Consider the following 20,883-nt stretch of genomic DNA (forward strand, 5'->3'; position numbering starts at 1 on the left):
GCCCCTAGTGCACCACGATCGGCTGGAAACCCTCGGCGCGCAGCGCCGCCAGGACCTGGCTGCAGTGCTCGTGGCCCTTGGTTTCCAGGTTGACGGTGATGGAGACGTCGCCCATGCTGATGGAGCCGCCCACCCGGGTGTGGTCCAGGCCCGTGACGTTGGCGTCGTTCTCGGCGATGATGCGGGCGATCGTGGCCAGCGAGCCCGGACGGTCGTCCAGCATCATCCGCACGGTCATGTATCGGCCGGCGGCGGAGAGGCCGCGCTGGATGACCTTGAGCATCAGCATGGGGTCGATGTTGCCGCCGGAGAGGACCACGGCAACGGTTCCGGGATTTTCGATCTTGCCTTCCATGAGCGCCGCGACGCCGACGGCACCGGCAGGTTCCACCACCATCTTGGCGCGCTCCAGCAGGAAGATCAGCGCCCGGGCCAGGGCGTCCTCGCTGACGGTGACGACGTCGTCGACGAGCTCGCGGATGATGCTGAACGGCAGCTGGCCCGGCCGGCCGACGGCGATGCCGTCGGCCATGGTGGAGACCTTTTTGAGCGGGACGAGGGCGTCGGCTGCGAGCGAGGGTGGATAGGCGGCGGCGTTTTCAGCCTGGACGCCGATGATGCGGATCTCGCGGCCGAGTTCCTTGGCGCGCGCCTTCACCGCGACGGCAACGCCCGCGAGGAGTCCGCCGCCACCGACACCCATCAGGATGGTGTCGACGTCGGGGACCTGTTCAAGGATCTCCAGCCCGACCGTCCCCTGGCCGGCGACGACGTCGACGTCATCGAAGGGGTGGACAAAGACGGCACCGCTTTCATCGGCATAGCGCTTGGCTTCCGCCAGCGCCTCGTCCACGTTGTGGCCGTGCAGCACCACCTCGGCGCCGTGGCTGCGGGTGGCGGCGAGCTTGGGCAATGCGACGCCGAGCGGCATGTAGATCCGGGCCTTGATGCCCAGGCTCTTGGCTGCGACAGCCACGCCCTGGGCGTGGTTTCCGGCAGAGGCCGCCACGACGCCGCGCTTCTTTTCGGCGTCGGAGAGCTTGGCCATTCGCACGTAGGCGCCGCGGACCTTGAAGGAGCCGGCGCGCTGCAGGTTTTCGCACTTGAGGAAGACCTCGCCGCCGACCGTGCTGCCGAGGGCCCGCGATGATTCCACGGGCGTCCGCGTAATAATCCCGTCGAGCAGCTTCTGCGCCTCCAGGACATCGTCCAGCGTGACGGGCAGGCTCTCAAGGGTATTCACGAACTGTTCTCCTTCTTTGGATCAGGCGTCGGTGCCCCGTCCGGCATCGCTGCCCGGAGCACCGCTGTTGGGTGCGGCGCCCTCGCCGCCGGGGTTTGCGCCCGGCAGGTGGACGTCTGTGAAGGTGGTGTCTGCGCCGGGTTCGGGGGCAGAACCGCCCCCGGCTCCCGCGGTTGCCAACACTTCATCATGTTCCCACGTTCTGCCCGCAATGTAGCGAATCGACGAGTTTGCTACGGCAAGGATCGGAACGGAGAACAAGGCGCCGGGGATCCCGGCGAGGTAGGAGCCGGCCGCGACGGACAGGATCACGGCGACGGGGTGGAGGGAGACGGCCTTGCCCATGACGAGGGGCTGCAGGATGTGGCTTTCGAGCTGCTGGACGCCGAGCACGATCGCCAGCATGATGAGGGCGTTGACGGGACCGTTGGCGACCAGCGCCAGCAACACGGCGATCGCGCCGGTGAACAGCGCGCCGACCACCGGGATGAACGAGCCGAGGAAGACCAGCACGCCCAGCGGCAGCGCGAGCGGCACGCCGATGATGGCGGCGCCGACGCCGATTCCCACGGCGTCCACGAAGGCGACGAACATTTGGATGCGTGCGTAGCTGACCATGGATGTCCAGCCGCGGCGGCCCGCGCCGTCCGTGGCCCGGCGCGCCTTCCGGGGCATGAGCCTGACGAGGAAGGCCCAGATCCTGTCGCCTTCGAGCAGGAAGAAGATCAGGATGAACAGCGCCAGGACCAGGCCGGCGGCGAAGTGCCCGGCGGTGCTCCCGAACGTCAGAGCCCCGCTGAGGATGCTGCTGCTGTTGTTCTGCAGGGCAGCGGTGGCGTCCTCGATGTACTTATCGATCTGGGCGGCCGTCAGGTGCAGCGGGCCTTCCGACAGCCAGGTCTGTACCTGCTGCACGCCCGTGAGCGCCTGGGACCACAGTTCGCCGAAGCCCTGCATGAGCTGGCGCCCGACCAGGGTCAGGGCACCGACGATGAGGCCGATGAAGCCGAGCACCGTGATGGCGACGGCGAGCCCCTTGGGCACGCGCCGGTTGGCCATCCAGCGCACTGCGGGGCTGAGGAGCCCCGAGAGGAGGGCGGCCACCATCACGGGGATGATGAGGAAGCTGACGTGGCTGAGCAGCCAGACCAGCAGCCCGATTACGAGCAGGATCAGCCCGCCGCGCCACGCCCAGGCGGCGGCGATCCGCACGCCGTAGGGAATGTCCTGGTCGATCTCCCGGTCGGTCCGTGCCCGGGCCCCGGCGCGTGACCCGGTCCCGGCCGCGGAATAGGAGGGGCTTGTGGCAGGTGCGGCGTCCTCAGCTGGCGTCATAGCCCCATGATTCCGTAGGCGACGCCCAATAGGAAACCAGAAACCAGCAACCGGCAACCAGCACCGGGCTACGGTCCAGGCACGGGCGACGGCCGAGGCACCGGCCCGGGGGCCGTTCATGGGGTCAGGCCGCCCGGTCAGCCCACAGCGTCAGCCGGCAGCGGCCGTCAGCGAGGCGGAGATGCCCCAGGTCATGGAGAACTGCTCCCCCGGCGCAAGCCAGCGCAGGCCCTCGCCGCTGTTGAACGCGTTGGCGGGACCGGTCATCGGCTCGATCGCGACCGCCTTCGACCGGCCCGGAAATTCCGTCGTCACGAAGACATGGACATACCCGCAGCTCGCGTCCTGCCACAGGCTCACCGTCCGCCCGTCGGGTGAGCGCAGCGTGTGCCGGGCGACGCCGCCGTCGAACTCCAGGTCCGTGTAGGCCGAATCGAGGTCCAGGGTCCCCACCGGCCGCCCGCCGCGCAGATCGAAGTCGCCGCTGACCGGTTCACTGCTGCGCGGGATGAGGCGGTCGTCGGCGACCAGCCTGGTCCGGGCGTCCACACTCACGGTGAGGTCCTCGCTGGGCACATCGCCCAGCCGCAGGTACGGGTGCGCGCCGAGCACGAACGGCGCACGGTCCTGGGAGTCGTTGATCAGGGTTTGGCGCACCACCAGCCCCAGGTCCTCGGCCAGTTCGTAGCGGACCCGGTGCCGCAGAAGAAACGGGTAGCCGTGCTGCGGAAAAACCGCCGCCTCCAGGGTTACGGAGAACTCGTCCTCGTCCACGAGATCGTAGGAGGAGTTCCGCAGCAAACCGTGGCTGGCGTTATTGCGGGAGACCTCGGTGATGTCCAGCTGCAGCTTCTTGCCGTTGAGGTGCCAGACGCCGTCCTCCACCCGGTTGGCCCAGGGTGCCAGCGTGATTCCGGTGGCGCCGGGCGCGATGTCGGCATCCCCGTAGGTTTCCGTCAGGGCGGTGTCTCCACGGCTGTAGAGCCGCAGGCCGGCGGCGAGTTCGGTGACGACTGCCAGGGCGTCGCCGCGCCGGAGCTCGTACTGCCGGCCGGACGCGTACCTGCGCATCGTGTCATTGGCGGCGGATACAGTGCCGGATGCCGGGGGTGTCGCTGAGAGATCCATGGTGACCACCGTACAGCCCGCACCACACAAACAACCCCGCGAACCCGTATACCTTGGACCCATGACTTCCAGCAGCGCAGGAGCCAGGCCATGAATCAACCCCTGGACGGCCGCGGGCTCGCCGCCCGGTTTGAGACGGTCTTCGGCGCCCGGCCCGACGGCGTGTGGCAGGCACCGGGGCGGGTCAACCTCATCGGCGAGCACACCGATTACAACGAGGGCTTCGTCCTGCCGTTCGCCATCGACCGGGCGGCCCGGGTTGCCGTCCGGGTCCGGCCGGATTCCACGGTGCGGATGCTCTCCACGTTCGGCAACCAGGGGCTGACCACCGCGGAGACCGGCTCGCTGGCCCGCGCCAGTGCCAGGGGCTGGACAAAGTACCCGCTCGGGGTCATCTGGGCGCTGCAGCAGCGGGGCCTTCAGGTTCCCGGCGTGGACCTGCTCCTGGATTCCGAGGTTCCGCGAGGGGCCGGCCTGTCGTCCTCCCACGCCATCGAATGCGCCGTGATTTCGGCGCTGAACGGGCTCATGGACGCCGGCCTCTCCGTGCAGGACATGGTCCTGGCCACCCAGCGGGCGGAGAATGACTTCGTCGGCGCGCCGACCGGCATCATGGACCAATCCGCCTCGCTCCGGGCCACGGCCGGCCACGCCGTCTTCCTCGACTGCCGGGACCAGAGTGTCCGGCTGGTGCCGTTCGACGCCGATGCCGCGGGACTGGTGCTGCTGGTTGTCGACACCCGGGTTTCCCATTCCCACGCCGACGGCGGGTATGCGGCCCGCCGGGAATCGTGCGAACTCGCCGCCGAGGTCCTTGGCGTGCGGGCGCTGCGCGACGTCGGGCTCGAGGACCTCGAGGAGGCCAGCGGGCTTCTGGACCGGGAGACCTTCCGCCGGCTCCGGCATGTTGTCACCGAGAACCAGCGCGTGCTGCAGACGGTGGAGCTGCTGGACACCCGGGGCCCGGCCGCCATCGGCCCCTTGCTCGACGCGTCCCATGCCTCGATGCGCGATGACTTCGAGATCTCCTGCGCGGAGCTGGATCTTGCCGTGGACACGGCGCGGTCGGCCGGCGCGGTCGGCGCCCGCATGACCGGCGGCGGCTTCGGCGGCTCCGCGATCGCCCTGACCCCGGCGGGATCGGCGCAGCAGGTGCGCTCCGCCGTCGAACGTGCCTTCGCCCGGGCCGGGTATGCCGCGCCGGAGATCTTCAGCGTCAGCCCCGCGGCCGGAGCCATGCGGCTGGCCTAGGCGGGGCGTAGTCTGGGCGCATGCCAGAAGCTGTCATCGTTTCTACTGCCCGGAGCCCGATCGGCCGTGCGTTCAAGGGGTCCCTGAAAGACGAACGGCCGGACGATCTCGCCGCGGCCATGATCACGGCGGCCCTCGCCGGGATTCCGGAGTTCGACGCCGCCGCCGGGGCCGGCCACGGCCTGGACGACATCTATCTGGGGTGCGCCGAGCCAAGCGGCGAGGCCGGCTCCAACATGGCCCGTGTGGTCAGCATCCTGGCCGGGCTGGACAACGTTCCGGCCGCCACGATCAACCGTTTTTGTGCCTCCAGCCTGCAGACGCTCCGGATGGCCTTCCACGCCATCAAGGCCGGCGAAGGCCAGGCGTTCGTGGCCGCCGGGGTTGAGGCCGTGTCGCGCTACCGGGACTGGGCCGGTGCCGGCGAGACCGACGCCAGCACGCACAATCCGCGCTTTGAGGCGGCCCGGAAACGCACCGAGGCCCGCGCGGCCGCCAACACGCCGTGGACCGACCCGCGGCTGGGCGGCCGGATGCCGGACGTGTACATCGCCATGGGCCAGACGGCGGAGAACGTCGCCACAAGCTACGGCATCACCCGTCAGGAGCAGGACGCCTGGGCGGTGCTCAGCCAGAACCGGGCCGAGGCGGCCATCGCTTCCGGGTTCTACGCCCGCGAAATCACCCCCTATACCCGCGCCGACGGCTCGGTGGTGGACCGCGACGATTCACCGCGGCCCGGGGTGACAGCAGAGGCGGTCGGTGCCCTGCAGCCGGTTTTCCGCAGCGGCGGCACCGTGACGGCCGGGAACGCGTGCCCCCTCAACGACGGGGCCGCCGCCGTCGTGGTTATGAGTGATTCTCGCGCCCGCGAACTGGGCCTCGAGCCGCTTGCGCGGATCGTCTCCACCGGTGTCAGCGCCCTGTCCGCGGAGTTGATGGGCATGGGGCCGGTGGCAGCGACCCGCCGGGCGCTCACGATCGCCGGGCTGACCATCGGGGACATCGACCTCGTGGAGCTCAACGAGGCCTTCGCGGTCCAGGTGGTGGCCAGCGCCCGGGAGCTCGGCATCGATCCGGAGATACTCAATGTCCATGGCGGCGCCATTGCCCTTGGCCATCCCTTCGGGATGACCGGCGCACGCATGACCACCACGCTGATCAATGGGCTCCGCGCCCGCGACGCCTCTTTGGGACTGGCCACGCTGTGCGTCGGCGGCGGCCAGGGCATGGCGGTTGTGTTCGAGCGGCTCAGCTGACGGCTTCCTGCTGAGCCGCATACGAGAGGAGCCCCGCCATTGGGCGGGGCTCCTCTCGGGAAATCAGGGTCGTTCAGGAACGACGCCGGTCAGTCGTCGCCGCGCAGGATGGCCAGGAGTCGGATGATTTCGACGTAGAGCCAGACCAGCGTGACCGTGAGGCCGAAGGCTGCGGTCCAGGAGAAGCGCTGCGGGGCGCCGGCGTTGATGGCCGCCTCGATCGACGTGAAGTCCATGATCAGGGAGAAGGCGGCCAGGCCGATCGCCAGGAAGCCGATGAAGACGCCGAGCGGGATGCCCATGATCTCCACGCTGGTGCTCAGGCCAAACGGCGTGGTCACGGCCCCGGTCATCATCATGACGACGTTGACGAGGGCAAACACCGCATAGCCGATCAGGGCGATCATGAAGAACCGCATGAGCTTGGGCGTCGCCCGGACCTTGCCGCTCTTGAACAGCACGAGCGTCACGGCGAAGACGGACAGCGTCCCGACGACGGCCTGGATGCCGACTCCCGGGAACAGGTTGTCAAGGATGCGGGTCAGGCCGCCGAGGAAGAACCCTTCGAGCAGGGCGTAGGCCAGGATAAGTCCGGGCGACGGCTGCTTCTTGAAGGTGTTGACCATTGCCAGGGCGAAGCCGCCGAGGGCTCCGAGGATCATCAGCATGGATCCGGTGCCCTGCGGGACGGCGAGCGCCACTGCCGCGCCGACTACCAGGATGCCGAGGCACCCCGCGGTCTTGACGATGACGTCGTCGTACGTCATCCGTCCAATGTCAGCCGGCCCGGCCGCCGGGCGGTTGTACAGGTCCTGGAGCTGTTCCTGGGTCATGCCCTGCTGGGCCGCATTCCACCCGCCCTGGACCGGGGCCTGACCGTAAGCGGTCTGGCCATACGGGTTCTGACCGTACGGGGCCTGACCGTACGGGGCCTGCGGGGCAGGCGGTGCCTGGGTGGCTTCGCGGAAATTCTTTCCGCTGAAGATCGGGTTTCCGCCATGTGCCATTGCGGGTGTCCTCCAAAATAAGGGGGTGGGTGATGTTCCGGTGCGATGCGGACTAGACGAAATGGGGATTTTATATAGTCACGCTACCAATTCCCACGGCTGACCGGGAGGGATAGTTCCCCACGGGGACCGCCGCAACCGAACCGTGATCTAGGTCAGCGGGTTTTTCAGGCCTAGCATGCCCGCGGAGGCCAGCCTCCCGGTGCGGCTCGCGAGTGTGCGGCTCGTGAGAGTGCGGCTCGTGACTGTGCCGGCCGCCAGCAGGCCGGACTGTCCGTCACCGTGGAAATCGTCGAACCGCTGCGACGGGTCACCCTTCGGCTCGGGGAGCGGGCCGGGAACCGGCGCCGGCGTTCCCGTGCCGCTGTTGATAATGACGTCGTCGATGTAGATGTCGGCCATTTGCTGATCGTGTTCGGAGCCAAGCTGGAGCGTGTCGAGCGTCGTCGCGGAAATACTGACAGTACCGGCGTAGACCGAACGCCCGTCCCACCAGATTTGGACGTTGGTCCCGGGGCCGTTGGGGACCACATGCATGACGAGCCGGTGCCAGGAGTCAGTCGGGACGTCCCGCCGCAAGGTGGTGTAGGCGAACCCTGCTGGCGACGAGGTACGGAGCACGAGCTCATGGGAGATGTTCTGCCGGAAAACATCCAGGACGCGGACTCCGCCGGCAAAGAACCGGAAGTAGGGAACATTGTTTCCCGCCATTCCTTCGGCGGCGATGTTGAACCAGCCATCCGCATATGCCTCCGTGGTCCCGGGGGTCAGGCCCACCGTCAGCCTGGCGATGGAGCCCGGCACCGCGGTGGTGTGCAGGAGGGCGGCACAGTTCCCGGAGTGCGAGAGCCCGGTGGACACAGAGGCGTTCCCCGTCCCGGCCGCGGAAATGCCGAACCCGTCCAGGGTGCCTGCCTCGAAGCTGGACGCCGCGGCCTGGATCCCCGGATAGGGGTCCCTGAGTGCCTCGGTGGAGGCAACGCAGGCCTGCGCCCCGGCGGTTTCGGGGCCCAGGCTGAGCGCCGGGAGGCCCAGGATCGCCAGTACAAGCGAACCCGCGAGGCACAGCTTGACCACCCGGTTCATCAGTCGGCCCTCCACGATCGGCCCCTGCCTTCGGCGCCGGCCGGATTCCGGAACGAACGGAATCGGGTTCTGGCGCTCTCCGCACCATAACGCCGGCGGGCTTGGAAAAAGCTTGGGGGTGGCGGTTCCGCGGGCCGGAGCGTACGTGCCCAGCCGCCCGCGCCAGCCCTGGGTGGCCCGGCGAATTGCGGACCGGGCAGGCCACTGTTTAGGCATACTCGGAATCAACAAAAGTTTTCTTTAGCTGGGCTACAGCAAGGTGTCGGCGGCGCTACACGGTTGTTACCCGATCGCGACGTTCTCCCTGCTCGCAGCGGCATTCTTTGGGTCGCCCGGGCTGTAGCATAGGCCACACAGGGTGACGGACATCACAACACATGATCGTATTGCCAGACGCTCGTCCCCTGACCGTTCGCAACGGTTGCAAAGGCGCAACCCACAGCACCCCCATGTGGAGGTTTTCAATTTGAGAAGCACAACGAGCGGCCTGTCGCAGAGACGGCGCGGCAGACTATTGAGGGCTGTGGGGTCAGTATTCGCCGCCACGGCTGCGCTACTGCTCATCGTGGCCCCGGCGTCCAGCGCCACGACCCCCTCGCCGACACCATCCCCGTCGGCCACCCAGTTCACGAACAGCATCAGCGGCTTCCTGCGCGGCGACGACCGCGCACCGATCCCCGGGGTGACCATCACCGCCACGAGCGGCGATTTCACGGGAACCACGAAATCGGGAGCCAACGGCGCCTGGACCATCGGCGTCCCCACCCAGGGAACCTACGAGGTCAAACTCGATGAGTCCACGCTTCCGCAGGGCATCAAACTGGCCGAGGGCCAGGAGAACCCCCGCAACGTCACCTTCAGCCAGACCTCAAACCTCTCGGTGATCTTCACGTTTGGCAAGGGCATTGTCGTGGAGCAGCAGAACTTCATGCAAAACCTGCTCAACCGGCTGGTGGCAGGACTAAGCTTCGGCCTGTTGCTCGCCCTCGCGTCCGTGGGCCTGTCCCTGATCTTCGGCACCACCGGCCTGACCAACTTCGCCCACGGAGAAATGGTCACCCTCGGCGCGGTACTGGTGTTCGCCTTCAACCAGATGCACCTGCCGTTCTGGCTGGCCGTCATCCTGGCCGTCATCGGCGGCGGATTGTTCGGCTACGTCCAGGACGCGGGCCTGTGGAAACCCCTGCGGCGCCGCGGAACGGGGCTTGTTCCGATGATGATCGTCAGCATCGGCCTGGCCCTGTCCGTGCGCTACATCATCCAGTTCTACTTCGGCGGCGCCACCCAGCAACTGCCGTTCGCCCAGAGCGTGGAAATCCTGATCGGCCCGATCTCCATCTCCCCCAACAACCTCTTGTCCCTCCTCGTCAGCGCCGTCGTGATCGCCGCCCTCGGCGTCGTCCTGCTGAAGACCCGTCTCGGCAAGGCCACCCGCGCGGTGGCCGACAACCCGGCGCTGGCCGCGGCCTCCGGCATCGACGTCGACTCCGTCATCCGGATCGTCTGGGTGGTCGGCGGCATGCTCGCCGCCCTCGGCGGCATCCTCTGGGCCTACTACCGTCCCGGCGTCACCTTCGACATGGGCTCGCAGATCCTGCTGCTCATCTTCGCCAGCGTCACCCTCGGCGGCCTCGGCACAGTCTGGGGCGCCCTGGTCGGTTCCATCATCGTCGGCATCTTCGTTGAGCTGACCACCGTGTTCGGCCTCGCCGCCGACCTCAAATACGTGGGAGCGTTGTTCATCATGATTGTTGTCCTCTTGTTCCGCCCTCAGGGCATTCTGGGCCGCAAAGAGCGCGTGGGTTAGGAGACAGCCATGGACTTCGGATTCATATTTTCCAGCGCCGCCGGTGAACTTTTCAGCCCGACGACAGCTGCCTACGCCCTGGCCACCCTCGGCCTCGCGGTTCACTTCGGCTACACCGGCCTGCTCAACTTCGGCCAGGCAGGCTTCATGGCGGTGGGAGCCTACGGCTTCGCCATCTCCACCCTGACGTTCCATGTGCCGTTCTTCGTCGGACTGCTCATCGCCGTCGTCGCGTCCGCCATCTTCGCCCTGCTGCTGGGCATCCCGACGCTGCGGCTGCGGGCGGACTACCTGGCCATCGTGACCATCGCGGCGGCCGAAATCGTGCGCTACATCGTCACGACCAACCAGCTGACCGCCATCACCGGCTCGGCCAACGGCCTGGCCGCCTTCGAGGGCGATTTCTACGCCATGAATCCCTTCCCGCCGGGGACCTACGTTGGCATGAACAACCGCGACTTCTTCATCCGGGTGGTCGCCTGGGCAGTCGTGGCCGTCTTCTGCACCCTGGTCTGGCTGCTGATGCGAAGCCCCTGGGGCCGGGTACTCAAGGGCATCCGCGAGGACGAGAACGCCGTCCGCTCGCTCGGCAAGAACGTGTACGCCTACAAGATGCAGTCCCTGATCATCGGCGGCGCGCTCGGAGCCCTGGCAGGCATGATCTTCACGATTCCCCGCGGCGCGGTGCAGCCTGCCAACTACGGCACGGAACTGACGTTCTTCCTCTACACCTGCCTGCTGCTCGGCGGGCTCGGCACTGTGCTCGGCCCGGTGGTCGGCGCGATGATCTTCTGGGTGGTGCTCTCGCTCACCCAGGGCATCCTCTACGGCCTGATCGAGTCCGGCACCATCACGTGGCTGAATACGGTCCAGGCCGGGCAGCTGCGTTACATCCTGGTCGGCGTGGCGCTCATGCTGCTAATGATCTTCAGGCCCCAGGGCGTTCTCGGCAATAAGAAGGAGCTGGCATTCGCATGAGCATTCCAAGCGAAGAGTCACGGGACGAACCCCGCACGTCGGAAGAGATCGACTACATGACGGACAACCGTCCGATCGCAGCCGGCGAGATCGCGCCCGGTTGCAAGAAGCGTGATCCGATCGTGGTGGCAGAAAACGTCACCCGCACCTTCGGCGGCATCAACGCCGTCGACGTCCAGTACCTCGAGATCCCGCGGCACAAGATCACCGCACTGATCGGCCCCAACGGCGCCGGCAAGACCACCTTGTTCAACCTGCTGACGGGATTCGATACCCCGAACTCGGGTACATGGCAGTTCGAAGGCAACAACATCGCCGGCGTCTCCTCGTACAAGGTTGCCCGGATGGGGATGGTGCGCACGTTCCAGCTCACCAAGGTCATGGGCAAGCTCACCGTCATGGAGAACATGCGCCTCGGCGCCTCCAGCCAGTCCGGCGAACGGCTGTCCAAGGCTTTGTTCAAGGGCATCTGGGGCGGCCAGGAAAAGAAGATCACCCAGGAAGCCAACGTGCTGCTGGAGAAGTTCAAACTGGACGCCAAGAGGGACGACTACGCGGCGTCGCTGTCCGGCGGGCAGCGGAAGCTGCTGGAAATGGCCCGCTCCCTCATGGTGCGGCCCAAGCTGGTCATGCTCGACGAGCCGATGGCCGGCGTCAACCCGGCGCTGACGCAGTCGCTGCTGGACCACATCAAGAACCTCAAGGCCGAGGGCATGACCGTCTTGTTCGTCGAGCACGACATGAACATGGTCCGCCACATCGCCGACTGGGTGGTGGTGATGGCAGAGGGCAAGATCGTGGCCGAAGGGCCTCCCGCCGAAGTCATGAAGAACCCCGCCGTGATCGACGCCTACCTCGGCGCCCACCACGACGTGGATCTCGGCGACGCCGAGGGCATCAAGGAACTGGCCGCGGAGCTGGTCGCCGACGAGGAATCGATTGTCGGCACTGAAAACGCCGGCATCATCTCCGCCGACGTCCTCACCATCGAGGCGGAGGAGGCGGCGAACGGGACGACGCGCGGCCGCCGCAGCGCCGGAGAGCCGAACCGCGCCGAAGAGCCAAACCGCACAGAGAAGGACGAAGAATGAGCGCCACCAGCGCGGCACCGGCCGCCCAGCCCGCCTTCGATGGCGACTCGGTCGTGAAGGTCACCGATCTGGTGGCTGGTTACATCCCCGGCGTCAATATCCTCAACGGCTGCAGCATCGAGGCCCGCAAGGGTGAGCTGATCGGCATCATCGGCCCCAACGGCGCCGGCAAGTCCACGCTGCTGAAGGCCATGTTTGGCCTGGTCAAGGTCCACTCCGGCTCGGTGGTGGTCCGCGGGCAGGACATCACCGGGCTCAAGGCCAACAAGCTGGTCAGCAAGGGCGTCGGCTTCGTTCCGCAGAACAACAACGTGTTCGCCGCCCTGACCATCGAGGAAAACATGCAGATGGGCATGTTCCAGCGGCCCAAGGACTTCGCCCAACGGTTCGAATTTGTCTCCGAACTGTTCCCGGAGCTCGCCAAACGGCGCGCACAGCGGGCCGGCTCGCTCTCCGGCGGCGAACGCCAGATGGTCGCCATGGGACGGGCCCTCATGATGGACCCCGCCGTTCTGCTGCTCGATGAGCCCTCCGCGGGCCTCTCCCCTGTCAAGCAGGATGAGACCTTCCTCCGGGTCCACGAGATCAACCGGGCCGGCGTCTCCGTCATCATGGTGGAACAAAACGCGCGCCGCTGCCTGCAGATCTGCGACCGCGCCTACGTGCTGGACCAGGGCAAGGACGCGTACACAGGGACGGGCCGGGAGCTCATGAAGGATCCCAAGGTCATCCAGCTCTATCTGGGGACGCTCGCAGACACTGTCGAATAGCGCTCCGGGCAGTATCCCCGCAGGGGCCGTCACCAGCCGATGGCGGCCCTTGTGCGTGCCCGGCGGCGCCAGGCTGCGCCCCAGGCCTCTGGCCACGCCTCCGGGCGCCTCCGCAGCCTGCGACGGCGTCACGCGTTGCAGAGTTATGGACGGGGACCTTGGGGGCGTAGCTGGCATTCCGGCGTCAGCTGTCCGATGCCGGCCTACTTGCTGCCGTGCTTGACGCCTGGCCCACTCCCCCGCACACAAAAGACCCCCGTCCGGACTGGACGGGGGTCTTCTGTTAGTCGGGGGGAAGCGGCTTACAGCTTGCCGAATTCTTCCTTGACCGGCTTGTAGGTGTTGTCATCCTGGTACTCGTAGATGCCGATGTAGGCTTCCGTCGGGTCGCCGGCGTCGGAGAACGTTACGGGGCCGGACTGGCCGTCGTAGTCGATGTCCTTACCGTTGCGGAGCAGGGTGACGCAGGAGGGGAAGGTGTTGCACTTCTCGCCACCTTCAGAGACTGCCTTGAGCTGGGCTGCGATGTCGGTGCCCTTGGTGCTCTTGGCGGCCTCGGCCGCCAGTGCGATCAGGTTCACTGCGTCGTAGGACTCGCCGGAGTAGCTGTAGTCCTTCAGCGCCGGGTCAATCCCCAGGAGCTTCTTCTTGAAGTCCTCCTTGGCGAAGGTTCCCGGGATGGTGCCCTGGGCGCCCTTCAGGGTTCCTGCCTGGAAGTCCTTGCTGTAATCGGACATGTTGCCGTCCACCATGAAGATCTGGGTCGGCTTGACGCCCTTGCCCGTCATCAGCGGAACGATGCTCTTGGCCTGGTCGAAGGTGATCAGGGCAATGGCATCCGGCTTGGCGGCGAGAACCTTGTCCACCTGGCTGCTGAACTGGGAATCGCCTTCATTGAACAGCTCCTGGGCAACAACCTTGCCGCCGGCCGCCTCGAAAGCTGCCTGGACGTTCTTCGCAAGGCCGGTTCCGTAGGCGTCGTTCAGGACGATCATGCCGACCGTCTGGGCGCCACAGGTGGCCATGTAGTTGCCGAGGACCTTGCCCTGGAGCACGTCCGAGGGTGCGGTGCGCCAGTAGAGGCCCTTGTCATCCCACGCCGTGAAGTCCGGGGAGGTGTTGGCCGGGGAGAACTGGACGACGCCGGCACCGGTGATCTGGTTGATCACGGTCTTGGAGACACCCGAGGAGGCGGCGCCGACGATTGCACTGACGCCCTGTCCGAGCAGTGCCGTGGTGGACTGGGTGGCGATGTCGGTCTTGGTGTCGCCGGAGTCACGGTGGATGACCTCTACCGGCTTGCCCAGGACGCCGCCGGCATCGTTGACCTCCTTGATGCCGAGGTTGACACCTGCAATTTCGGGCGGGCCGAGGAAGGCCAGCGAACCCGTCGTCGGCAGGAGCGAGCCGATCTTCAGGGGCGTGGGGGTGGTGGTGGCCGAGGCGGGCACAGTGCCCGCTTCGCCGGCGGCGCTGGTACCGCCACCGGTGGCGCTGGGAGCCGGGCACGCGATTCCCGCGGCCGCGGCTGAGCTGGATCCCGACGAACTCGGGGCGGGTGAACCGCCACAAGCCGTAGCCAAAAGGGCGACGCCGAGGCTAAGCACGGTGAGCTTAGCGACGCGGGGCGCAACCCGGGGGAGTGAAGTCATGTACAAGCTCCTCGATCTAAAGGTGCGAACGGCCTTTGACGCGAAAGATCAGGTGTTCCTGATTCCACTTCAAGCTAGTGCAATTTCGACGTGAAAATAAGTGACTACGGTCACATCCTTATAACACTCGTTGCATAGAGGAAATCTGGACGGTTTGCGGCGGCTGTTTTGTCGCGGGCGACGGCCCGGAACGGCTGCCCGGAACGGCGATCCTGAAGGCCAGCACGTGCGGGGGGCAAGACCGTGCGAGGGGCCAGGGAACGCCGGGGGGGGGCAGGGCCGCCCGGCTGCCGGGCGCCGCAGCGCGGCGCGCAGCTCAGTGCCCCAGGTGGGACTCGAACCCACAACACGCGGATTTTAAGTCCGCTGCCTCTGCCAATTGGGCTACTGGGGCGCCCGGTCAATGGTATCCCGCCGCCGGGGGGATCAGTCCGCGAAAGGCTCCGCGTAGCGGAAGGTGCCGCTCACGCCGCCGGGCCAGACGGCGAGCGGCAGCAACTGGAAGTGCGCGGCCCAGCCTGCCTCCGGCGGCGCCACCCCGAGCGAGGTGGACGGAACAAAGCCGAAGCGGGAGTAGTACTCGGGGCTGCCCAGCAGCGCTATCCCCCGCTCCCCTGCGGTGTTGGCCCGCGCCACGGTCTCGTTCATGAGCGCGGTGCCGATGCCGTGGCGCTGCAGCCGCGGCACCACCCCGATCGGCCCGAGGCCGAGCAGCTCCAGCCCGTCCACCCATCCGCGGGTGCTGATCACATGCCCCACGATTTCGCCGTCGAGTTCGGCCACGATACTGAACGCCGGCAGGTATTCCTGGCACTCGAACAACCGCGCCAGCAGCTTCACTTCCTCGGGTTCGCCGTCGATGTGCTCTCCGGTGGCGGGCGAGATGGCAAACGCGGCGGCGGTGAGGGCGAGGATGGCGGGACGGTCCGCCGGTTCCTCGCTGCGCAGCACGAGTTCCGGTGCCGGTTTGTGCACACCGTTGGCCGCGACGAGCTCGTGCAGTACCTCCAGCGCCCGTTCGGTGTCCGCCACCGGCACCAGCAGATGGTCATGGTGGAAGCCGGCCAGGACGTTGCAGCTGATCTTCGCCTCGGTCAGGGCCGCGCTGACGGCTGCCGTGAGGCCGATCGCCTCCAGCGAAGAGTGCACCTGGAGCGTGATCCAGGCCGCGACGAAGTCGTAGGAGAGCCCCAGGCTGTCCGCTTCGTTCCGCGGCAGCACGACGGTCAGCCCTTCCGCCTCACGGACGGCGGCCGCAATGGCCCCGGCCAGGGGCTTGCCGTGCGGCCACAGGGCGTAGACGTATTCGCCCTCGCGCAGTTCGGGGTGCATAGTGGCCAGGAGGGCGTGCAGGTCCTTTTCAGCTGTCATGGAGCCAGTCTAGGCGCGGGCCCCGCGCTCCGGTCCGCTCCCGGCGTCCTGGGGCGGCTGCCCGCCACGAAAACGGCGGCCGCTCCCCCTGAGGGGAACGGCCGCCGTCGAAGGCTCGGATCAGGCTACTTGGAGTCGGCCGGAACAGCTTCCTTGGTGTCGTTCTTGGCAGTGCCGTTCTTCGCGGCGTCGTTCTTGGCAGCATCCGCAGGCGTGCCGGCAACGGGAGCAGCGGCAGGCTTCGGGGCCGGCGTCGCTGCGGCCACGAAGGCGCCGCGCGGGTTGTCCAGATCCATCAGCTGCGTGGTGTCGCGGCCCAGGAAGAAGGCCCAGATCCAGCCGGAGATCACGCGGATCTTGCGCTCCACGGTGGGGATGGCCATGCCGTGGTAGCCACGGTGTGCCAGCCAGGCCAGCGGGCCCTTGAGGCCGATGCGGCCAAGCAGGTTGATGTTCGCCACGCCCTTCCATTCGCCGAAGCCGGCGACGGCGCCCAGGTTCTTGTGCTTGTAATCCTTGAGCGGCTTGTCCCAGCGGGAGGCCCACAGGTTCTTGGCGAGGCGCTTGGCCTGGCGCAGCGCGTGCTGCGCGTTCGGCACGCACGTGCCGTCCGGCAGGCCGCTGCCCGTGAGGTCGGGGACGGCAGCGACGTCGCCGGCCGCCCAGGCGTTCTCGATGATGCCCTCGTCGCCTGCGATGCGCAGATCGGCCAGGACGCGGACGCGGCCGCGCGGCTCGAGCGGGAAGTCGGTGGAGCGGACCATCGGGTTGGCCTGCACACCGGCAGTCCAGACCAGGGTGTCGGTCTCGAATTCCTGGGCCGGGCTCTTGTCCGGGAGGTTGATGAGCTTCAGGGAACCCTCGGCGTTGTCGAGGGAGGTGTTCAGCAGGACCTCGATGCCGCGGCTGCGGAGGTGCTCGACGACCCATTCGGCCTGCGATGCCGTGACCTCGGGCATGATGCGGCCCATCGCCTCGACCAGGACGAAGCGGACTTCCTCCTGCTTGATGCGCGGGTTGTTCTTGACCGCGGCGCGGGCCAGGTCTTCCATTTCGGTGATGCACTCGATGCCGGCGAAGCCACCGCCGACGACGACGAACGTCAGGGCGCGGGCGCGCTCAACGGGGTCCGTCATGAGGGAACCGGTCTCGATCCGCTCGAGAACCTTGTTGCGCAGGGCGACGGCCTCTTCGATGGTCTTCAGGCCGATGCCCTTGTCCGCGAGGCCCTTGATCGGGAACGTGCGGGTGATGGCGCCGGCGGCAAGCACGACGTCGAAGTAGGGAATCTCGAAGGTGCCGCCGCCGTCGGAGGGTGCGACCACTGCCGTGCGGTTGGCGTGGTCGATCGAGGTCACGCGGCCCTGAATGAGTTCCGTCTGCTTCAGGTGCTGGCGGTGCGAGACGACTGCGTGGCGCGCCTCGATGTTGCCGCCGGCAACTTCCGGCAGGAAGGGCTGGTAAGTCATGTAGGGCAGCGGATCCACGAGGGTGACGATGCCACCGGCATTCGCGATCTTTTTCTGAAGTTTGAGGGCTACATACAGGCCGACGTACCCGCCGCCGACGACGAGTACCCGGGGACGGTCCTGGAGCTGAAGGGAGGATGCCATATCTCAAGAATACAGTAGTTTGTGAAAACCTTCACTAACTATGACGGCTTGCTGGAGTCCACCGGATTGACGGCCTCGGGTTCGGCCCTGCCGGTCCCGTCCGGCCCGTCCGGGCCGTCCTTCGGCGGCGTGCGCATGGCGGCCCGCAGCTGGAACGCGGCGGCCACAACGATTCCGACGAGCAGGGCTCCGAAGCCCAGGACCACCGCGGCCGGCACGGCACTGTCCAGCTGGGACGGCTTCTCCGCGACGGGCACGGTCGCTTCGGGCAGGGTGGGGGCAGCGCTGGAGGGTGCGGGCTCCGCGGCAGGGTCAGTCGTGGCGAGGTTTCCGCGCCGGTGGACCCGGATCCAGTCCGAAATGGACCCCAGCGGATTGACTTTGGTTTCCGGGACATCGGCCTTGAGGGCGGCCTCGGCGTTCAGCACGCCGAAGCCATAGAGCGGATCCTTCCCTGGCGCCCCGGCGTCCTTGGCCGTGGTGACGATCCGGTTGATGACCTGGCTGGCGGACATTTCGGGCCATTTGGAGCGAATCAGGGCCGCGACGCCGGACACGATGGGCGTGGCTCCGGAGGTGCCGGCCCAGTCGGCGTAGCCGCCGCCGGGCAGGCCGCCAACCAGGTCCTCGGCGGGAGCTGCGACGCCGATGCTGATGCCCTGGGAGGAGGAGTCGATGCTGGCCGCGCCGGTGCGGTCCAGGCCTGCAACCGTCAGGACGCCGGGGATGGTGGCCGGTGCGCCGACCTGGACGTTGCCGCCCACCCGGTTGCCCGCGGCGGCGACAATCACGACGTCCTTCTGTTCGGCGTAGAGGAATGCCGCGTCCCAGCTCTGCGGCCATTCCGGCGACGTGCTGCCGAGGGAGATGTTGATGACGCGGGCGCCGTTGTCCACGGCCCAGCGCACTGCCTCCGGGATCTGGTCCTGGTCGCTCTTGCCGCCCGGGTTGGCCGAACCGAGCCAAGTGGACACGGACAGCAGCTGCGCTTCCGGGGCGACGCCGACAACCCCGTCAGGTCCAGCGGCCGGGCCAGCGGCAGGGCCAGTTGCGCTGGCGCTCGGTTTGGCAGTTGCTTCGGGCGCCTGGTGCCCCCGTCCGGCGAGCATGGTGGCCACGAGGGTGCCGTGTTCGGGTTTGGCGCCGATACTTTCCTGGCCGTTGGCCTTGCCGGCGCCGGAAATGTCCGCGCCGCCAGCGAGCACGCCGCCCAAATCCGGATGCCGGCCGTCCACTCCGCTGTCAATCACGGCGACCTTGACCCCGGCCCCCTTGGAAACGTCCCAGGCTTTGGTGATGCCGGACTCGGCGAGCCAGTATTCCTTGTCCCGCCAGGAGTCGGCGTGGGCGGGCGCGGCCAGGGTCAGCGCCGCCGTGGACGCCCCGCCGGCGAGGGCCAAGGCCATCAACGCGGAGGCGGTCCGGCGGCGCCGGGCTGTTGCTCTGGTCATTCAGGTCCTATCGGCGGATGTACCAGCGGCACGGGCGCGCGCTGGGGCACGGCTGCTGGGGCGGGATCATCGGATGCTGAGGGCAATTCCGTCAAGAATATCGTGTTCGCTGCTCACGGCCGTGGTGATGCGCCCGCCGGTGACCTCGGCCAGGCGCTGCAGGACCCGCCGCCAGACCAGGCCACCGGCGCCGATCACGTCCACCCGCCCGGGGTGCATGTAGGGCAGCGCGGCCCGCTCTTCCCGGGTCATTTCGAGCAGCTCGGTGCAGGCTTTCCGGATCGCGTCCAGGTCCAGTTCGGTGCCGTGGATCGCGGCCGGCGAGTACTCCGGCAGGCGCAGCGCGTGCGCGGTGATGGTGGTGACGGAGCCGGCCACGCCGACGACGGCGGTGGTGCGTTCCAGTGGAACGGTTTGTGCCGCCTCGCTGATGGCGGCGTCGACGTCGGCCTCCGCGGCCGCGATCTGATCCGCGGTGGGCGGGTCGCTGCGCAGGTGCCGTTCGGTCATCCGGACGCAGCCGACGTCGACCGAGCGGGCCGCGATGACGCCGCCGGCGTTGCCCAGCACGAACTCCGTGCTGCCGCCGCCGAGGTCCACCACCAGCACGGGGTCCTGCCCGCGGGAGGGCAGCACACTGCTGGCGCCGGCGAAGGACAGCGCGGCTTCCTCGTCGCCGGTGATCACCTCGGGTTCGACGCCGAGGATGTCGCGGATGCCGTCGACGAAAACCTGGCGGTTACGGGCATCGCGGGTGGCGGAGGTGGCCACGAAGCGCACCTTTTCGGCGCCGTGCTCGCGGATGAGGGCAGCGTAGTCCCGGGTCGCGGCGAAGGTGCGCTCGAGCGCTTCCTGGGCCAGTTCGCCCGTGGAGTCCACACCCTGGCCCAGCCGGACCACGCGCATTTCCCGCACGATGTCGGTCAGCCGCGGTGTGGCCGGCCCTGTTGCGTCGCCTGCGCTCACATCGGCGATCAGCAGGCGGATGGAGTTGGTGCCGCAGTCTACGGCCGCGACCCGGGTCACTTGGACTCCCCCGTGCCGGTGGTACCGGCCGTCTCAGCAGCGCCGGCGGTAGCGGCGGTGTCAGCGACGCCGGCGCCGGCGGCGTCGACGCGGGACTTGCGGACCGGTGCGGGCCGGCCCACGATCTCCGGCAGGCCTTGGGGGCCATGGCGGCTGAGGTCCCGCGACGGGGCCTCCCCGCCGGTGTCCCAGGCGCCGTCGCAGTAACAGCGCTCCACGGTCCACCACTCGGCGATGGCCGCGATCGATTCATCCCCCAGCGGGTTCACGCCCGGGCCGGCCGCCAGCGAATGCCCCACGAGGACGTGCAGGCATTTGACGCGGGTCGGCATTCCCCCGGCGGAGACGCCGTCGATTTCGGGAACGGCCCCGATGCCGGAGCGCGCGCCGATCTCGGCACGGGAGGCCAGATATGCCTCGTGGGCGGACCGGTACCGGGCCGCGAGGCCGGCGTCGGCAGCGAGCCGGTCGTTCATTTCGTTCATCAGCCCGGCGGCCTCCAGCCGCGATACCGCCGAGGTGATCACCGGGTGGGTGAGGTAAAACGTGGTGGGGAACGGCGTACCGTTGCTGAGCCGCGGCGAAGTGGCGGCGACGAGCGGGTTTCCGCAGACGCAGCGGGCCGGGATTTCGACGACGTCGCGCACGGGCCGGCCCAACTGGCGGCTGAGGACCTCGAGATCGTGCGGTGACGGCTGGCGGGAGCCCTCCGGGGCGTCTGCCCTGTGCCGTGGTGCCGGGGTCTTGGCCCCGTCGTTGTCCTCGGCTGCTCGGTTCTGGTCCACTCGGTTCTCGTCCACGGGAGTGGCACCTTC

General features: G+C 67.9%; 17 protein-coding genes and 1 tRNA gene. 6 read left to right on the forward strand and 12 right to left on the reverse strand.

Annotated features, from left to right (window positions below; all coding sequences use genetic code 11):
• Positions 1-4: 4 nt before the first annotated feature.
• The 3 genes from ilvA to ARTB_RS10815 all read right to left on the reverse strand — a co-directional run bounded on the left by ilvA (position 5) and on the right by ARTB_RS10815 (position 3,706).
• Complete coding sequence (gene ilvA / locus ARTB_RS10805) at positions 5-1,243, reverse strand: threonine ammonia-lyase (protein WP_028277367.1); 1,239 nt, start codon at positions 1,241-1,243, stop codon at positions 5-7.
• Positions 1,244-1,264: 21 nt separating this feature from the next.
• Positions 1,265-2,578, reverse strand: a complete 1,314-nt coding sequence (locus ARTB_RS10810; protein WP_243180040.1) for an AI-2E family transporter — start codon at positions 2,576-2,578, stop codon at positions 1,265-1,267.
• Positions 2,579-2,728: 150 nt separating this feature from the next.
• Positions 2,729-3,706, reverse strand: a complete 978-nt coding sequence (locus ARTB_RS10815; RefSeq protein ID WP_243180042.1) for an aldose 1-epimerase family protein — start codon at positions 3,704-3,706, stop codon at positions 2,729-2,731.
• Positions 3,707-3,796: 90 nt separating this feature from the next.
• Here ARTB_RS10815 and galK point away from each other — a divergent pair, with 90 nt between their 5' ends.
• Both galK and ARTB_RS10825 read left to right on the forward strand, forming a co-directional pair.
• Positions 3,797-4,957 (forward strand): galactokinase, encoded by a 1,161-nt coding sequence (gene galK / locus ARTB_RS10820; RefSeq protein ID WP_243180045.1) that lies wholly within the window; start codon positions 3,797-3,799, stop codon positions 4,955-4,957.
• A 20-nt stretch (positions 4,958-4,977) separates the two neighbouring features.
• A complete protein-coding gene (locus ARTB_RS10825) occupies positions 4,978-6,216 on the forward strand; it encodes an acetyl-CoA C-acetyltransferase (protein WP_243180047.1) in 1,239 nt (412 codons plus the stop codon).
• A gap of 89 nt (positions 6,217-6,305) precedes the next feature.
• On the opposite strand, the gene ARTB_RS10830 is transcribed toward ARTB_RS10825, so the two are convergent.
• Positions 6,306-7,223 carry a Bax inhibitor-1/YccA family protein gene (locus ARTB_RS10830; protein WP_243180050.1) on the reverse strand — a complete coding sequence of 306 codons (918 nt, stop codon included), beginning with the start codon at positions 7,221-7,223 and terminating at the stop codon, positions 6,306-6,308.
• Positions 7,224-7,373: 150 nt separating this feature from the next.
• On the reverse strand, positions 7,374-8,324 hold the full coding sequence (locus ARTB_RS10835; protein WP_243180059.1) for a hypothetical protein: 951 nt from the start codon (positions 8,322-8,324) through the stop codon (positions 7,374-7,376).
• Positions 8,325-8,832: 508 nt separating this feature from the next.
• Between ARTB_RS10835 and ARTB_RS10840 the strand changes: the two genes are divergently transcribed.
• Genes ARTB_RS10840 through ARTB_RS10855 form a run of 4 tightly spaced genes read left to right on the forward strand, consistent with a single transcriptional unit; the run spans position 8,833 to position 12,955 of the window.
• Complete coding sequence (locus ARTB_RS10840; RefSeq protein ID WP_028277361.1) at positions 8,833-10,116, forward strand: branched-chain amino acid ABC transporter permease; 1,284 nt, start codon at positions 8,833-8,835, stop codon at positions 10,114-10,116.
• Positions 10,117-10,125: 9 nt separating this feature from the next.
• Positions 10,126-11,094, forward strand: a complete 969-nt coding sequence (locus ARTB_RS10845) for a branched-chain amino acid ABC transporter permease (RefSeq protein WP_028277360.1) — start codon at positions 10,126-10,128, stop codon at positions 11,092-11,094.
• Positions 11,091-12,185: an ABC transporter ATP-binding protein gene (locus ARTB_RS10850; protein WP_243180061.1), complete on the forward strand. Its 1,095-nt coding sequence runs from the start codon at positions 11,091-11,093 to the stop codon at positions 12,183-12,185. Before ARTB_RS10845 ends, ARTB_RS10850 begins: the two co-directional genes overlap by 4 nt.
• Positions 12,182-12,955: an ABC transporter ATP-binding protein gene (locus tag ARTB_RS10855; protein ID WP_223914179.1), complete on the forward strand. Its 774-nt coding sequence runs from the start codon at positions 12,182-12,184 to the stop codon at positions 12,953-12,955. The genes ARTB_RS10850 and ARTB_RS10855 overlap by 4 nt, the downstream gene beginning before the upstream one ends.
• Before the next feature lie 302 nt (positions 12,956-13,257).
• On the opposite strand, the gene ARTB_RS10860 is transcribed toward ARTB_RS10855, so the two are convergent.
• The 7 genes from ARTB_RS10860 to ARTB_RS10890 form a co-directional block, all read right to left on the reverse strand.
• Positions 13,258-14,607, reverse strand: coding sequence for an ABC transporter substrate-binding protein (locus ARTB_RS10860; protein ID WP_243180063.1), 1,350 nt, complete (start codon positions 14,605-14,607; stop codon positions 13,258-13,260).
• A gap of 320 nt (positions 14,608-14,927) precedes the next feature.
• Positions 14,928-15,001: transfer RNA gene (locus tag ARTB_RS10865), tRNA-Leu, on the reverse strand.
• Between the two features lie 32 nt (positions 15,002-15,033).
• Positions 15,034-15,978 (reverse strand): N-acetyltransferase, encoded by a 945-nt coding sequence (locus ARTB_RS10870; protein ID WP_243180065.1) that lies wholly within the window; start codon positions 15,976-15,978, stop codon positions 15,034-15,036.
• 125 nt (positions 15,979-16,103) lie between these two features.
• Positions 16,104-17,591, reverse strand: coding sequence for an NAD(P)/FAD-dependent oxidoreductase (locus tag ARTB_RS10875; protein WP_028277356.1), 1,488 nt, complete (start codon positions 17,589-17,591; stop codon positions 16,104-16,106).
• Positions 17,592-17,629: 38 nt separating this feature from the next.
• Positions 17,630-19,042, reverse strand: a complete 1,413-nt coding sequence (locus ARTB_RS10880) for a S8 family serine peptidase (RefSeq protein WP_028277355.1) — start codon at positions 19,040-19,042, stop codon at positions 17,630-17,632.
• A 66-nt stretch (positions 19,043-19,108) separates the two neighbouring features.
• Positions 19,109-20,068, reverse strand: a complete 960-nt coding sequence (locus ARTB_RS10885) for a Ppx/GppA phosphatase family protein (protein ID WP_243180067.1) — start codon at positions 20,066-20,068, stop codon at positions 19,109-19,111.
• On the reverse strand, positions 20,065-20,868 hold the full coding sequence (locus tag ARTB_RS10890; RefSeq protein ID WP_439954116.1) for a DUF501 domain-containing protein: 804 nt from the start codon (positions 20,866-20,868) through the stop codon (positions 20,065-20,067). The genes ARTB_RS10885 and ARTB_RS10890 overlap by 4 nt, the downstream gene beginning before the upstream one ends.
• Between the last annotated feature and the right edge of the window lie 15 nt (positions 20,869-20,883).

It is taken from the genome of Arthrobacter humicola, assembly GCF_022803015.1.
Classification (GTDB): Bacteria; Actinomycetota; Actinomycetes; order Actinomycetales; family Micrococcaceae; genus Arthrobacter; species Arthrobacter humicola_A.

Bases quoted from the DNA above. Each gene is read 5' to 3' on its own strand.
- ARTB_RS10810 (WP_243180040.1), bottom strand. From the start codon at position 2,578: ATGACGCCAGCTGAGGACGCCGCACCTGCCACAAGCCCCTCCTATTCC.
- ARTB_RS10815 (WP_243180042.1), bottom strand. From the start codon at position 3,706: ATGGATCTCTCAGCGACACCCCCGGCATCCGGCACTGTATCCGCCGCC.
- galK (WP_243180045.1), top strand. From the start codon at position 3,797: ATGAATCAACCCCTGGACGGCCGCGGGCTCGCCGCCCGGTTTGAGACG.
- ARTB_RS10825 (WP_243180047.1), top strand. From the start codon at position 4,978: ATGCCAGAAGCTGTCATCGTTTCTACTGCCCGGAGCCCGATCGGCCGT.
- ARTB_RS10830 (WP_243180050.1), bottom strand. From the start codon at position 7,223: ATGGCACATGGCGGAAACCCGATCTTCAGCGGAAAGAATTTCCGCGAA.
- ARTB_RS10845 (WP_028277360.1), top strand. From the start codon at position 10,126: ATGGACTTCGGATTCATATTTTCCAGCGCCGCCGGTGAACTTTTCAGC.
- ARTB_RS10850 (WP_243180061.1), top strand. From the start codon at position 11,091: ATGAGCATTCCAAGCGAAGAGTCACGGGACGAACCCCGCACGTCGGAA.
- ARTB_RS10855 (WP_223914179.1), top strand. From the start codon at position 12,182: ATGAGCGCCACCAGCGCGGCACCGGCCGCCCAGCCCGCCTTCGATGGC.
- ARTB_RS10860 (WP_243180063.1), bottom strand. From the start codon at position 14,607: ATGACTTCACTCCCCCGGGTTGCGCCCCGCGTCGCTAAGCTCACCGTG.
- ARTB_RS10870 (WP_243180065.1), bottom strand. From the start codon at position 15,978: ATGACAGCTGAAAAGGACCTGCACGCCCTCCTGGCCACTATGCACCCC.
- ARTB_RS10875 (WP_028277356.1), bottom strand. From the start codon at position 17,591: ATGGCATCCTCCCTTCAGCTCCAGGACCGTCCCCGGGTACTCGTCGTC.
- ARTB_RS10880 (WP_028277355.1), bottom strand. From the start codon at position 19,042: ATGACCAGAGCAACAGCCCGGCGCCGCCGGACCGCCTCCGCGTTGATG.